Genomic DNA, 13,740 nt, shown 5'->3' with positions numbered 1-13,740 from the left:
CCACGACGACGTATCCTCGACAGCGATGTTCACTAACGTGGGTTGGTCCGAGATCCTGGTGCTCGGTGTGATCGCGCTGGTGGTCCTGGGACCCGAGCGACTACCCGAGGCCGCCCGCTGGCTGGCGTCCGCGATCCGCAAGGTCAAGGACTTCGCGGGGTCCGCCCAACAGCAGCTCCGCGATGACTACGGCGCGGACTTCGACGAGTTCCGGGAGCCGCTCAAGCAGCTCAACGACCTCCGGGGCCTGAGCCCCCGCGCGATGGTGACCAAGCACCTCCTCGACGGTGACGACTCCCTGTTCTCGGGAGACTTCGGCGCCGCCGCACCGGTGGGCGGGGCCGCGGTCACCGGAACGCCGTCCACCGGCCCGCGACCGCACGCGGCCGGGCCGGCCGCCGCGCCCGGCCCCGCATCCGCCCCCGCCCCCGCGTCGACGACGGGCGGCGCCGGCGGCCCGGTCTGGGACACCGACGCCACCTAGGTGTGGTGTCCGGGGACGCGCTCATCCCCGGGCTCCCCGGGCCGGCCCGGCTACCCCGAGCTCGACCACCTCGCCCGGGTCGCCCAGCCGGGGTCCCAGGATCGCCAGGACCGCGAACACGACGCTCAGCGCGAGCGCGAGCCCGATCCAGACCGGGTAGAGCCCGCGGCCACCCAGCCTGGCGAGCCAGGCGCCGAGCAGGGCGCCGGTGGTGTTGAACAGGACGTCGGTGACGTCCGAATGTCCGAGCGCGAAGACGTACTGCAGTACCTCCACCGAGGCGCTCGTCACCGCTCCCGAGGCGACGACGACGAGGACCGGCCGACTCCGACGTTCCAGCAAGAGGTAGAGAAGCACTCCGAGGGGCACGAAGAAGGCCAGATTGCCGAGGGCGTCGAACAGCGGACCGAACCAGGACTGTGCGGACCGGAACTGCGCGAACGGTACCAACTCCACCGCGCGCCCGCGCTGGGCCTCGGGTCGCCACAGCATCCCAATCACGAAGAACGCCTTGAGCATGGTCAGCGCGATCATCACGGCGCCGTACCCGAGCAGCGCGAGCAGCGCCCAACCTCTACCCCGTGGAGTCACCAGTGGCCGGTGATCACAGGTGGCGCGTCGTGTCGATCCCGAGGTTCATGCCCGCCAGGCCGCGCGGCCGCACGGCGAGACCGTCCGCGATCTCGCGGAACGCCCGGCCGGACGGCGAATCCGGCGCCGCGAGCACGATCGGGGTTCCGTCGTCGCCGTGCTCCCGGACCGCCTGCTCGAGCGGCACCTGGCCGAGTAGCCGCACCGGAGCACCCACCGAGCGCGAGAGGTTCGCCGCGACCTCGGCGCCGCCGCCGGTGCCGAAGACGTCCATCCGGGTGCCGTCGGGGAGCTCGAGCCACGACATGTTCTCGATGACCCCCGCGATCCGCTGACGGGTCTGCAGGGCGATCGAACCGGCCCGCTCGGCCACCTCGGCGGCGGCCTGCTGGGGAGTGGTCACCACGAGGATCTCCGCCGACGGGATGAGCTGGGCGATGGAGATGGCGACGTCGCCGGTCCCGGGCGGCAGATCCATGAGCAGGACGTCGAGGTCGCCCCAGTACACGTCGGCGAGGAACTGCTGGAGTGCGCGGTGCAGCATGGGGCCGCGCCACACCACCGGGGTGTTGCCCTTGGTGAACTGCGCGATCGAGATGACCTTCACGTCATGCGCGACCGGTGGGAGGATCATCTGCTCGACCTGGGTGGGTCGGGCGTCGGTCCCGAGCATCCGCGGGATGGAGTGCCCGTAGATGTCCGCGTCGAGGACGCCCACGGACAGGCCGCGCGACGCCAGCGACACGGCGAGGTTGACCGTGGCGGTGGACTTGCCCACGCCACCCTTGCCCGAGGCGACCGCGTACACCCGGGTTAGGTTCCCGGGCTGAGCGAACGGGATGACGGGCTCGGCCGAGTCGCCCCGCAGGCTCTTGCGCAGCTCCGTGCGTTGCGCATCGTCCATCACGTCGAGTTCGACGGCGACCTCACCCACCCCGGGGACGTCGGACACCGCGGAGCGGACGCGGTCGGTGATCGTGTCCCGCATCGGGCACGTGGCGACGGTCAGATAGATGCCCACGTTGACGCGGCCGGTCGCGGCGTCGATGTCGACTCCCTTGACCATGCCGAGCTCGGTGAGCGGCTTGCGGATCTCCGGATCGTCGACCTTGGCCAGAGCAGCGCGGATCAATTCTTCACTGGGTGCACTCATGATGAACCGAGTCTAGGCGTCACCCGGCGGGCGGCGGATTCAGGCCGGGGGCGGTACGCAGAACGGCGGGATACAGGGGAGTTCGAACACCGGGAGGACGAGCGGACCGGGAGCGACCGGAGCGGGGGCTGCGGGCACCTGGTGGACCGCGGCGTCCCCGGGCGTCGGCGTCGGCGACGGCGCGGGGGTCGGCGGGGCCGGGGGCGTCGGCGGCGGCGGCACCTCGGTGCACCCGGGGACCGGGGGAGCGGGTTCCCCGGGCACAGCGGACGCGGGTGCTGCGGTGGGTTCGCCCTCCCAGCCCTCGGGGCAGCTCTCCGGTGGCTCGACGGTCGGCTCGGGCCGGTGGATCTCCGGCAGGTCCGCCGGCAGCGGGTAGGCGTCGACCGCGTAACCATGGGCCCAGGCATTGACGTTGGCCACGTACGCGAGCGAATTGTTGTAGGCCAGGATCGCCCTCGTGCGGGCTGCCGGATCGCCCATCGACCCGCCCTGGTCGCACAGCAGCGTGGCGGCGGCGAGCGCGCCGTCGTAGATGTTGTTGGGATCGGCGACGTCGTCGTCGTTGCCGTCGCGTCCCAGCAGCGCCCAGGTGGACGGGATGAACTGCACGGGGCCGACCGCACGGTCGAACTCCGCGTCCCCGTCGAACCGGCCGCCGTCGGTGTCCGTGATGACGGCGGTGCCGGGCAGGGAACCGTCGAGACGCGGGCCGAGGATGCGGCCGACGGTGTTGCCGTGCACGTCGAACAGGCCGCGGCCCTGGTTCGACTCGACCTGACCGATTCCCGCGAGGACGGTCCAGTCCATCTCGCACGCGGGCTTCTGGGCGGTCAACCGGTCGGTGGCCCGGTGATAGGCGTCGAGCGCGATCCCGGGGATCCCCAGGGGGCCGTCCGGGATGGTCGCCGGCTCGATGTGCGCGGCACCGGGGTCCTGCGTCGCGGGCGGCGGTGGCGTCTCCGACGAGGCCTCGGTCGTGGGGGTACCGGTCACCGTCGGGGCGGGGGAGGAGGTCTCCGCGACCTGGTTGATGTCGGGTGCCCCGGTGGGCCGGGAGGTGTCCACCGACAGTCCCACGGCGGTGAGAACGGCGATCGCACTGGCGGTCACGGCAGCACTGGTCAGTACCCGGCGATCGGTGTCGCGCGCGAAAAGGCGCAAGATCTCCCCCTACAGATTCAAGAATGAGTCGGCGGCGGGGTGTCCCACGACGTCGCTGCCGTACCCCGCGACGCTACCCGCGGCCATCTCAGTCTGAATCGGTTTTGCGGCGGAAGGTGTTACCGCGGTCACCGTCCAGGCCGACGAGCAGCGTCTCGATCCGTTCGACCGAACCCCGCAGGTCCTCGAGTTCCCGGCGGAGGTAGTCCCTGGTGACGTTCTCGCCCACGGAGAGCCGGACGGACGCCAGTTCGCGGGCGAGGAACTCCGTGTCCGCCTTGGTCTGGGTGGCACGCAACCGGTCCTCCTGGACGGAGTCCTTGTCCCGGTCCTCCTGACGGTTCTGCGCGAGCAGGATGAGCGGAGCGGCGTAGGCGGCCTGGGTGGAGAACGCCAGGTTGAGCAGGATGAAGGGATACGGATCGAAGCGCAGGGCGACCACCGCCACGTTGATGATGATCCAGATGATCACGATGACCGTCTGGATCAACAGGTACGTGCCGGTGCCGAAGAAGCGGGCGATCGCCTCGCTGTACCGACCCACGGCGTCGGCGTCGAAGTTGAACCGGGGCCGACGCGAGATGAGGGGGGTCGAGAGCGACGAGCGCATGCCGGGATCGGTCACGGTCGCGCCTCCCTGTCGTCGTGTAGGTCCATGTCGCGCCAGTCCTCGGGGAGGAGGTGGTCGAGGAGGTCATCGACCGCGACCGCGCCGAGGAGGTGCCCCTCGTCGTCGACCACCGGCCCGCACACGAGGTTATAGGTGGCGAAGAAGCGGGTGACGGAGTCCACCGAGTCCGTGGGGCGCAGCGTGGACAGACTGGTGTCCACGGTCTCGGCGACCATCGTCGACGGCAACTCCCGCAGGAGTGCCTGGATGTGCACGCACCCCAGGTACTTGCCGGTCGGGGTGGCGGTGGGCGGACGCACCACGAAGACCAGGCTGGCGAGCGCCGGGCTCAGGTCGGGGTTCCGGCAGTGGGCCAGGGCCTCGGCGACGGTCGTCTGTGGTGCCAGGATGATCGGCTCCGGGGTCATGAGTCCGCCGGCGGTGTCGGCGTCGAATGACAGAAGGCGTCGGACGGGCGCAGAATCCTCCGGGTTCATCCGCTCGAGGTACGACTCGGCGTCCTTGGCCGGCATCTCGCCGAGCAGGTCCGCCACGTCGTCGGGGTCCATCGCCTCGAGGACGTCCGCCGCACGCTCGAGCTCCAGGCGGGTGACGATCTCTGTCTGCTCGTCGTGGGGGAGCTCCTGGAGGATGTCCGCCAGCCGCTCGTCGTCGAGGGTCCGGGCCACTTCGAGGCGCCTGACCTCCGGCAGTCCGCGGAGCGCGTTGGCGACGTCCGCTGGGCGGAGGTCGGCGTACCGCTCGACGAGGCTCTCGGCACCGTGCTCGGGAGTGCCGATCGCGTCGTCGTCCAACCCCCTGATCCGACTCCAGGGGTGGATCGACACCGGACCCCGCCGGCCCAGGGGACCACGTCCGCGCCGCTCCCGCACCGCGAGTCGGGAGACCAGCCAGTCGCGGGTGCGCTGCCGCTCGATCTCCACGTCGACCACCTGGTAGCGCGTCGACGCCCCCGGGCGCCCCGTCCCGTCTGGAGCAGCGCGGTCCTGCTCGACGTCGATGATCGAGTCCACGAGGGCGCCGAGCACGGGGTTCTCGCCGGGCCGGGACGTGAACCGGTGGAGGTTGATGGTGCCCGAGATGAGGGTGACGGAGCGCGGTTCGATCGACGCGACCCGGAGCATGGGGACGAAGATCCGCCGCCGGGTCGGGAGCTCCACCACGAGTCCGGTCACGCGGGGTTGTTTGTGCCGGGACCGCATCGTCACCACGACGTCGCGAATCCGCCCGATGTCGTCCCCGTCAGGGCCGATCACCGCGAGTCCGGCTAGCCTGGCGACGAAGGCCTTGTTGAGGTTCGCCATACGGACCAGGCTAGTCACCGCGGTGCGGACCGTGTCCGCCCGCACCGGACATGAGGGAGCGCCCGCAGATGACCCACGCCCAGCCCACGGCGACCGCGCCGTCGGACGCCGCGTCAGCAGCGATCGCCGGACTCCGGACCCGGCCACGACGGACGGTCCTGGCCGTTCCCGGCAGCAGCGTCAAGATGATCGACAAGGCGCGCGGTCTCCCCGTGGACGAGGTGTTCCTGGACCTCGAGGACGCGGTGGCCGGACCGGCCAAGGAGCAGGCGCGTGGCAACGTCGTCGACGCCCTCACGGCGGGCGGTTTCGCGGCGCCGACGGTGGTCGTCCGGGTGAACGCCTGGGACACCGAGTACACCGTCCGGGACGTCACCGAGGTCGTCGGCCGTGCGGGGGCCCACGTCGACGCCCTGTTGTTGCCCAAGGTGCGGACGGGAGCGGAGGTCGTGGCGCTCGACCTCGTGCTGACCCAGGTGGAGAAGGCGGCGGGGCTGCCGGTCGGGCACATCGGGATCGAGCCGCAGATCGAGGACGCGCTCGGACTCACCAACATCCACGACATCGCGACCGCGAGCGCACGCGTCCTCACGCTGGTCTTCGGTCCGGCGGACTTTATGGCGTCGATCGGCATGCGGACGCTCACCGTGGGGGAGCAACCGGAGGGATACACCCCCGGCGACGCCTACCATCACGTGCTGATGACCATCCTCGTCGCCGCCCGGGCGCACGGCCTGCAGGCGATCGACGGACCGTTCCTCAAGGTGCGCGACGAGGAGGGCTTCCGCCGAGCGGCCGGCCGCACCGCGGCGCTGGGCTTCGACGGCAAGTGGGTCCTGCACCCCGGCCAGGTGGACGCCGGGAACGAGGTGTTCAGCCCTCGCCAGGACGAGTTCGACAAGGCCGAGGGCATCCTCGCCGCGTACGCACATTCGACATCCGAGGAGGGCGGGGCCCGCGGCGCCGTCATGTACGGGGACGAGATGCTCGACGAGGCCAGTCGCAAGATGGCACTCGTGGTGTCCGCCCGTGGCCGCGCGGCCGGGATGCAGGTCTCGCCTACAGAAGGACAGAACCGATGACGACTCCGGTCAGCCCCTCCCCGGGTCGGCGTGGCGGCGGTAAGACGCCCGGATTGCCGACCCCGCCCACCGGCTGGGTGGTCGGGTCCTACCCCACCTACGCCCAGGCCCAGGCCGCGGTCGATCACCTCGCCGACGAGGATCTCCCGGTGCACGAGGTCACCATCGTGGGCGTGGATCTCATGCAGGTGGAGCGGGTCACGGGTCGGTTGACCTGGCCCAAGGTCCTCCTGGGCGGGCTGGCCACCGGGGCATGGCTCGGCCTCTTCGTGGGCCTGCTCCTGGGCATGTTCACCCAGCCGATGTGGGGCGTCGTCCTCACCGGTCTGATCGGCGGGTCAGTGTTCGGCGTGGTCTCGGCCTCGCTCTCCTACGCGGCGACCCGGGGCAAGCGCGATTTCGCGTCCACCTCGCAGCTGGTGGCCGGGCGCTACGACATCCTGTGTGAGCCCGCGAACGCCGAGCGGGTCCGCGACGAGCTCGCACGCCTCGGGCTCAAGTGATGCTCCCGGGTGGCCCGTCCGGTTCATCGTCGGTTCTGGGTGCTGTCCGCGACCACCTGGTGGCGCACCTCGGTGCGGAGCCGCAGGAGGCGTCGGTGACGTTCCTCGGCGCTCCGCCGATCCGGGTCCTGCGCTTCGTGGAGAACGAGACCGGTCTGGTGCGGTATGCCTCCCTCGGTTGCTCTGCCGAGCCGATGGGCGACCCCTCCGCGCTGGTCCCCGATCCGACGGCGCCCCGGGCCGAGCTGTTGATGGTGCTGCGCCAGGGGGTGGACGGGCTCGTCCGCGCACTCGCCGTCCTCGCGGCGGCGCCCGCGGTAGAGGGGTTGGTCCTGGTGGAGGGGGCGCTCATCGACCTCGGTGAACCGTTGTGGCCGGGCGCCGCGTTCACCGCCGTGGTCCTCAGGGCGCCGGAGATCCCCGATGTCGAGCTGGGCGGGGACGCCGCGCCGGTCCAGGTGTTCCGTGCGGTTCCGGTGACCCACACGGAGGCCGCCTGGGTCCGGCTCAAGGGCGCGGCAGAGCTCGAGGAGGCGTGGGCCGAGGCGGGCATCGACGTGGCCGACCCGGCGCGCCGGGCAGTGAACCCGGGACTGACCCGCTGACTACAGCCAGCGGTTCTTCCGGAAGAGCAGGAACAGGCCCACGCATACGGTGACCATGAGCCCCAGTACGAGGAAGTACCCGTACTCGGACTCGAGCTCGGGCATGTGCGCGAAGTTCATCCCGTAGATGCCGGCGATCATCGTGGGAACCGCGGCGATCGCCACCCACGCGGAGATCCGGCGCATGTCGATGTTCTGCTGGACCCCGACGATCGCCACTGCGGCGCTGACCAGCGACGAGATCCTCTCGTCGAGAGTGGTCACCTCCGCAGTCACACGCGAGTGATGGTCCTGTACGTCGCGGAAGTAGTGACGGATCTCCCGGGGGATCAGCCCCAGATGTTCGACCGACAGGCGCCGGAGCGGCAGCGCGAGGGGGGCGATGTCGTGCTTGAGTTCGAGCAGTTCGCGTTTGAGGAAGTAGATCAGCTCGATGTCGACCTGGGTGCGAGGAGCGAAGACCACCGACTCCAGCTCGTCGACGTCCCGGCTCATCCCCTCGGCGACCTCGAGGTAGCTGTCCACCACGCGGTCGGCCACGGCGTGCATGACCGTCGCTGGTCCGTGTACCAGCCTCTCGGGTGCGCGCTCGAGTTCCTCGCGGATGCCCGCGAGGCCGGTGAAGTCGCCGTGGCGGACGGTCACCACGAAGTCCCGGCCCAGGACCACCAGGACCTCACCGGTGGACACGATGTCGCTGACCTCGGTCATCGACTCGTGTGGGAGGTAGCTGACCGTCGACATGTTCAGGACCAGGGAGTCGTCGTAGGCCTCCAGCTTGGGCCGCTGCCGCCCGTTGGTCGCGTCCTCGGTGATGAGTTCGTGCAGCCCGAACTCCGTCGAGAGCGACTCCATCTGGTGCGGGTCCGGTGCGTGGAGGCCTATCCACACGAAACCCCGCCCGGTCTCCCGCACCCGTCGGATCGCCGCCTGATGGGTGAACCGTCCCGGCTCGCGCACGCCGTCGACGTAGACGCCGCAGTCGACCACCGCGCGTTCTGTGGGGACGGTCAACCGGGAGTGCAGAGTGCTGGACGCGGCTGTCTCAGCTCGTCGTCGTCGGATACTGGGCACCGTCGCCTCCCTTCGCTCGTCTGGTCGACAGTATCCGGGGACGGGCCCAGGTGTGACGCCGGTACGGTTCTGCTGGGAGACTTGGTCGTCAGGTGTCGCGCAGGCGGTTGCGCGGGGTGAGAGAGGGCGTGGTCGGATGCGGCGGTCGGGAGAGCGGACCGGGGTGCCAGCCGGGGTGCGAGCCCTGGCGATCGCCGGGGCGGCCGCCGTGGGACTTAGCGGGTGCCAGGCGCAGTCGTCGATCGTCCCCGCCCACGTGTCCGATCCGGTCGTGGTGATCGAGACAGCCTCCTTCGGCGAGGCGGAGATCGTCGGCCACATCTACAGCAATGCGCTTCTTCGATCGGGTTCCCGGGTGACGGATCGACCGCAGTCGGGGACGCAGGCCGAGGTCGTGGACTCCGTGACCGCCGGGGACGCCACCTTCACCATCGGGTTCACGGGCGAACTGCTCCGGATGTTCGATCCGGGTTCCACGGTCGTCGAGGCGGACGAGGTGTACGCCGCGATGATGGCCGCGTTACCCGAGGGTGTGACCGCCGCCGATCCCGCACCGGCCGAGGACGCCCCCGTCTACGTGGTGACCCGGCACACTGCGCAGTCGAGCGGTCTGCGGACGATGTCGGACCTGGCCGGGCGGTGCGGAGAGTTCGCGCTCGGGGCACGCCAGGAGGCACTGGCCGACCGCGAACTCGCCACCGCGGTGGGGGGGACCTACGACTGTGGATTCGGGCGGCGGGTGGCGCTCGGGTCCGATCCACGCGCGGTGTTCGAGGCGCTGCGCGCGGGTGAGATCGGGGTGGGACTGGTCCAGTCGTCCGACCCGGTCCTCGCCCCCGAAGACATGGTGCCGTTGGACGACGACGAGGACGCCATCCTCGCCCAGCACCTCGTCCCGGTGTTCGCGAAGGGCTCACTCTCGGAGGACCAGCTCTCGCTGGTCAACCGGGTCAGCGGCGAGCTGACCACCGAGGACGTACGGGAACTGCTGCTGGGCGTGGAGTTCGGGACCTCGACTCCGGTGGACCTGGCCAACTACTGGCTCGACTCGCACGGGTACTGACCGGTCCGACCCCTGCTGACCGGTCCGACCCCTGGTTTCAGACGAGTGAGGGCCCGTCCGCGCTGTGGCGGACGGGCCCTTCCCCCGTGGTGCCCCCGGTACGGGCGGTGCGAGCTCCTAGCCCGGGGCTGCGGTCACGCGAAAGCCTCGTCGACGAGGGCCTTCTGCTCGACGGCGTGCACCTTGCTCAGGCCGGTCGAGGTGGCGGCCATGGCCCGGCGTGAGACCCGCTTGAGCCGCGGGAACTCCGGCATGACCTCCGGCAGGTTGAGCGCCAGGAAGCTCCAGGCGCCCTGGTTGGCCGGCTCTTCCTGGACCCAGCGGACCTCCTCGACGTTGGGGTAGTGCCCGAGGGCCTCGCGCAGGCGACGGAACGGGATCGGGTGGATCTGCTCCAGCCGCACGATCGCGACGTCGTCGCGTCCGTCCTTCTCCTGCCGTGCGGCGAGCTCGTAGTAGAGCTTGCCCGACACCAACAGCATGGTCCTGACCTTCTCGGGGTCCTTGGAATCGTCCGCGAAGGTCGGGTCGTCGATCACCGAGCGGAACTTGCCGCTGGTGAACTCCGCGACCGGGCTCACGGCCTTCTTGTTGCGCAGCATCGACTTGGGCGAGAACACCACCTGGGGGCGCTTGATGCCGTCGGTGGCATGTCGGCGCATGAGGTGGAAGTAGTTCGCCGGCGTCGAGGGCTGGGCGACGGTCATCGAACCCTCCGCACAGAGCTGGAGGAAGCGCTCGATCCGGCCGGACGTGTGGTCCGGCCCCATCCCCTCGTGACCGTGCGGCAGCAGCAGGGTCACGGAGGACTTCTGACCCCACTTGGCCTCACCGGAGGAGATGTACTCGTCGATGATGGTCTGCGCACCGTTGACGAAGTCGCCGAACTGCGCCTCCCAGATGACCAGGGCCTCGGGGTCGCCGACCGAGTAGCCGTATTCGAAGCCGACCCCGGCGTACTCGGTGAGCGCTGAGTTCCAGACCTCCAACCGACCCTGGGCGTCCTCGAGGTTCTGGAGCGGCGAGTAGTGCTCGGAGGTGGTCTTGTCGACCACCACCACATGCCGCTGCGTGAACGTGCCGCGCTGGGAGTCCTGGCCGGTGAACCGCACCGTGCGGCCCTCCTGCACCAGCGAACCGATGGCCAGCAGTTCGGCGAACGCCCAGTCGACGTTGCCGTTGTAGGCCATCTTCTGGCGGGCCTCGTAGACCGGCTTGACGCGCGGGTGGATGTGGAAGTCGTCCGGGAGGTTGCCGAAGGCGTCGCCGATGGCGTGGATGACCGACTCGTCCACGGCCGTGACCAGACGCTTGGGCAGCGGCTGGTCCGGCTCGATGGACTTCGAGGCCTTGACCGGATGCTTCTCCAGCTCGCGGACCTCGTTGAAGACCCGCTCGAGCTGACCCTGGAAGTCACGGAGGGCGTTCTCAGCCTCCTTCTCCGTGATGTCACCACGACCGACCAGGTCCACGGTGTACGACTCGCGGACGCTCTTCTTGCGGTCGATCGCCTCGTACATCCGCGGCTGCGTCATCGACGGGTCGTCGGCCTCGTTGTGGCCCCGGCGGCGGTAGCAGACGAGGTCGATGACGACGTCCTTCTTGAACTGCTGGCGGAAGTCCATGGCCAGGCGCGCCACGCGGACGCAGGCCTCCGGGTCGTCTCCGTTGACGTGGAAGATCGGCGCCCCCACCATCTTGGCGACGTCGGTGCAGTACTGGCTCGACCGGCCCGCCTCGGGCGCGGTAGTGAACCCGATCTGGTTGTTGACGACGATGTGGATGGTGCCACCGGTGCGGTAGCCGTCGATGAGCGACAGGTTGAGCGTTTCCGCCACGACCCCCTGGCCCGCGAACGCCGCGTCACCGTGGAGCATGAGCGGGACGACCGGGTACTCCGCACGCCACTCGGGATCCTCGATGAGGTCCTGCTTGGCGCGCACGATCCCCTCGAGGACCGGGTCGACGGCCTCGAGGTGGGACGGGTTGGCCGTGAGCGAGACCTTGATCTCGTTCTCGCCGAACATCTGGTACTGGATTCCCTCGGCACCGAGGTGGTACTTGACGTCGCCGGATCCGTGCGCGGCCGAGGGGTCCATGTTGCCCTCGAACTCGGTGAAGATTTGGCGGTACGGCTTGCCCACGATGTTGGCCAGGACGTTGAGCCGGCCGCGGTGCGGCATGCCGATCACGACCTCGTCGAGCGCGAACTCGGCGGCCTCGTCGATGACGGCGTCCATCATCGGGATGACGGACTCGGCGCCCTCGAGCGAGAAGCGCTTCTGCCCGACGTACTTGGTCTGCAGGAAGGTCTCGAACGCCTCGGCGGCGTTGACCTTGGACAGGATGTACTTCTGCTCGGCGACGGTCGGCTTGTCGTCGACGCCCTCGATCCGTTCCTGGATCCACTGGCGCTGTTCGTTCTCGAGGATGTGGGTGTACTCGATACCGATCTTGCGGCAGTACGCGGCGCGCAGGGCGGACAGGACGTCGCGCAGGCGCAGCTTGTCCTTGCCCACGAAGCCGCCGACGGAGAACTTGCGGTCCAGGTCCCACAGCGTCAGCTCGTGCGAGTTGACGTCGAGGTCGGGGTGGAAGGTCCGCCGCCGCATGGCGTGCATGCCGTCGAGCGGGTCGATGTCGGCCATGAGGTGGCCGCGATCGCGGTAGGCCGCGATGAGCTCGAGGACACGGGCGTCCTTGTCCACGCGCGGGTCGGTGATGTCCTGACGCCACCGGACCGGCTCGTACGGGATGCCCAGGACGTCGAAGATCTCGTCGTAGAACTCGTCGGCGATCAGGAGGCGGTGGATCTCGCGCAGGAACTCGCCCGACTCGGCCCCCTGGATGATCCGGTGGTCGTAGGTCGAGGTGAGCGTGGTGATCTTGCCGATCGCGTTCTTGGCCAGCAGTTCCTCGCTCGCGCCCTGGAACTCGGCCGGGTATTCGATGGAGCCGACACCGAGGATGGCGCCCTGACCCACGGTGAGGCGCGGCACGGAGTGCACGGTGCCGATGCCGCCGGGGTTGGTCAGGGAGATGGAGACGTCCGAGAAGTCATCCATCGTGAGCTTGCCGGCGCCGGCGCGGGACACGATGTCCTCGTAGGCGTCGAGGAACCCTCGGAAGTCCAGCGATTCGCAGTCCTTGATGGCCGCCACGACGAGGGTGCGGCCGGCCTTGACCTTCATGTCGATTGCCAGACCCAGGTTGATCCCGGTCGGGGTCACGGCGTTCGGCTTGCCGTCGATCTCCTCGTAGTGGTTGTTCATGTTGGGATAGGCCTTGATGGCCTGCACCATGGCGAACCCGATGAGGTGCGTGAAGGAGATCTTGCCGCCGCGCGTGCGCTTGAGGTGGTTGTTGATGACCACACGGTTGTCGATCATCAGCTTGGCCGGCACCGCGCGGACGGACGTCGCCGTGGGCAATGCCAACGAGGCGTTCATGTTCTTGACGATGGCGTTGGCGGCGCCGCGCAGGACCTTCTTCTCGACCTCCTCCGGAGGCGCGTAGTCGGGGCGCGTCGTCCGCTTGGCGGCGGGCGCGTCCGGCTTGTTGCGCGTCTCGGGCGTCCGCACGGGGGCGGGGACGCCCTCGCCGCGGGCCTTGCGCTTCGGCGACGCGTCGGAGGCCGGCTTCTCGGCCACGTCCTTGGCCGATGCCTCCGGCGTGAAATCCGCGACGGTCAACTCCGAGGTCTTCTGGGTGTTGGCGTCCGGAGTGGCGTTGTCGCCACGGCCCTTGTCGCCACCGCGATCGTCGCCGCTGCGCTTGTCTCGGCTGCTCTTGCCGTCGCCGTTCTTGTCACCCCCGTCCGAGGACGAACGGCGCGGAGCCGTTCCGTTGGACGAGCTCCCACCAGAGGCGGAGGCGGCCCCGGGGTTCGCGTCAAAGAACTCGTGCCAGGTCTTGTCCACGGAGGACGGATCCTTGGCAAAGCGCTCGTACATCTCGTCCACGAGCCACTGATTTTGTCCGAACTGTGAGACGTTGTTGCTCACGATGCTGTGGTGCCTCTCTTTTTCTGTGGTGGGTTTCACACGTCAATGAACCCAGGCTAGACCTTCTGCGTGTTCTCGGCCT

12 protein-coding genes are annotated in these 13,740 nt (G+C 69.4%); 5 read left to right on the top strand and 7 right to left on the bottom strand.

Translation table 11 applies throughout. The features are described 5' to 3' along the window. Positions 1-25: 25 nt before the first annotated feature. A complete protein-coding gene (gene tatB, locus R4P08_RS04955; RefSeq protein WP_317812639.1) occupies positions 26-484 on the top strand; it encodes a Sec-independent protein translocase protein TatB in 459 nt (152 codons plus the stop codon). A gap of 21 nt (positions 485-505) precedes the next feature. Here tatB and R4P08_RS04950 read toward each other — a convergent pair whose 3' ends face one another. The 5 genes from R4P08_RS04950 to R4P08_RS04930 form a co-directional block, all read right to left on the bottom strand. Then, positions 506-1,075: a VanZ family protein gene (locus R4P08_RS04950; protein ID WP_411741159.1), complete on the bottom strand. Its 570-nt coding sequence runs from the start codon at positions 1,073-1,075 to the stop codon at positions 506-508. A gap of 13 nt (positions 1,076-1,088) precedes the next feature. Then, entirely contained in the window at positions 1,089-2,228 is a 1,140-nt protein-coding gene (locus tag R4P08_RS04945; RefSeq protein ID WP_317812638.1) for an Mrp/NBP35 family ATP-binding protein, read from the bottom strand. A 39-nt stretch (positions 2,229-2,267) separates the two neighbouring features. Continuing rightward, entirely contained in the window at positions 2,268-3,392 is a 1,125-nt protein-coding gene (locus tag R4P08_RS04940; protein WP_317812637.1) for a hypothetical protein, read from the bottom strand. A gap of 88 nt (positions 3,393-3,480) precedes the next feature. Continuing rightward, complete coding sequence (locus R4P08_RS04935) at positions 3,481-4,017, bottom strand: DUF1003 domain-containing protein (protein WP_411741158.1); 537 nt, start codon at positions 4,015-4,017, stop codon at positions 3,481-3,483. Further along, positions 4,014-5,327, bottom strand: coding sequence for a magnesium transporter MgtE N-terminal domain-containing protein (locus tag R4P08_RS04930; RefSeq protein WP_317812636.1), 1,314 nt, complete (start codon positions 5,325-5,327; stop codon positions 4,014-4,016). The genes R4P08_RS04935 and R4P08_RS04930 overlap by 4 nt, the downstream gene beginning before the upstream one ends. Before the next feature lie 68 nt (positions 5,328-5,395). Here R4P08_RS04930 and R4P08_RS04925 point away from each other — a divergent pair, with 68 nt between their 5' ends. Genes R4P08_RS04925 through R4P08_RS04915 form a run of 3 tightly spaced genes read left to right on the top strand, consistent with a single transcriptional unit; the run spans position 5,396 to position 7,517 of the window. Next, on the top strand, positions 5,396-6,409 hold the full coding sequence (locus R4P08_RS04925) for a CoA ester lyase (protein ID WP_317812635.1): 1,014 nt from the start codon (positions 5,396-5,398) through the stop codon (positions 6,407-6,409). Beyond that, complete coding sequence (locus R4P08_RS04920; RefSeq protein ID WP_317812634.1) at positions 6,406-6,912, top strand: general stress protein; 507 nt, start codon at positions 6,406-6,408, stop codon at positions 6,910-6,912. The genes R4P08_RS04925 and R4P08_RS04920 overlap by 4 nt, the downstream gene beginning before the upstream one ends. After that, positions 6,912-7,517, top strand: coding sequence for a suppressor of fused domain protein (locus R4P08_RS04915; protein WP_317812726.1), 606 nt, complete (start codon positions 6,912-6,914; stop codon positions 7,515-7,517). The genes R4P08_RS04920 and R4P08_RS04915 overlap by 1 nt, the downstream gene beginning before the upstream one ends. On the opposite strand, the gene R4P08_RS04910 is transcribed toward R4P08_RS04915, so the two are convergent. Next, positions 7,518-8,591: a magnesium and cobalt transport protein CorA gene (locus R4P08_RS04910; RefSeq protein ID WP_411741157.1), complete on the bottom strand. Its 1,074-nt coding sequence runs from the start codon at positions 8,589-8,591 to the stop codon at positions 7,518-7,520. It lies immediately after the preceding gene. Between the two features lie 163 nt (positions 8,592-8,754). Here R4P08_RS04910 and R4P08_RS04905 point away from each other — a divergent pair, with 163 nt between their 5' ends. Further along, complete coding sequence (locus R4P08_RS04905; protein ID WP_317812632.1) at positions 8,755-9,654, top strand: glycine betaine ABC transporter substrate-binding protein; 900 nt, start codon at positions 8,755-8,757, stop codon at positions 9,652-9,654. Between the two features lie 134 nt (positions 9,655-9,788). Here the strand turns inward: R4P08_RS04905 and R4P08_RS04900 are convergent, their stop codons facing one another. Beyond that, complete coding sequence (locus R4P08_RS04900; protein ID WP_317812631.1) at positions 9,789-13,658, bottom strand: multifunctional oxoglutarate decarboxylase/oxoglutarate dehydrogenase thiamine pyrophosphate-binding subunit/dihydrolipoyllysine-residue succinyltransferase subunit; 3,870 nt, start codon at positions 13,656-13,658, stop codon at positions 9,789-9,791. Positions 13,659-13,740 lie beyond the last annotated feature (82 nt).

The sequence above is a fragment of the Rhodococcus sp. IEGM 1408 genome (assembly GCF_033142235.1).
Classification (GTDB): domain Bacteria; phylum Actinomycetota; class Actinomycetes; order Mycobacteriales; family Mycobacteriaceae; genus Dietzia.
Note: the sequence above shows the minus strand (reverse complement) of the source record. Positions and strands in the feature narration are given on the sequence as shown.

Bases quoted from the DNA above. Each gene is read 5' to 3' on its own strand.
- tatB (WP_317812639.1), top strand. From the start codon at position 26: ATGTTCACTAACGTGGGTTGGTCCGAGATCCTGGTGCTCGGTGTGATC.
- R4P08_RS04945 (WP_317812638.1), bottom strand. From the start codon at position 2,228: ATGAGTGCACCCAGTGAAGAATTGATCCGCGCTGCTCTGGCCAAGGTC.
- R4P08_RS04930 (WP_317812636.1), bottom strand. From the start codon at position 5,327: ATGGCGAACCTCAACAAGGCCTTCGTCGCCAGGCTAGCCGGACTCGCG.
- R4P08_RS04925 (WP_317812635.1), top strand. From the start codon at position 5,396: ATGACCCACGCCCAGCCCACGGCGACCGCGCCGTCGGACGCCGCGTCA.
- R4P08_RS04920 (WP_317812634.1), top strand. From the start codon at position 6,406: ATGACGACTCCGGTCAGCCCCTCCCCGGGTCGGCGTGGCGGCGGTAAG.
- R4P08_RS04915 (WP_317812726.1), top strand. From the start codon at position 6,912: ATGCTCCCGGGTGGCCCGTCCGGTTCATCGTCGGTTCTGGGTGCTGTC.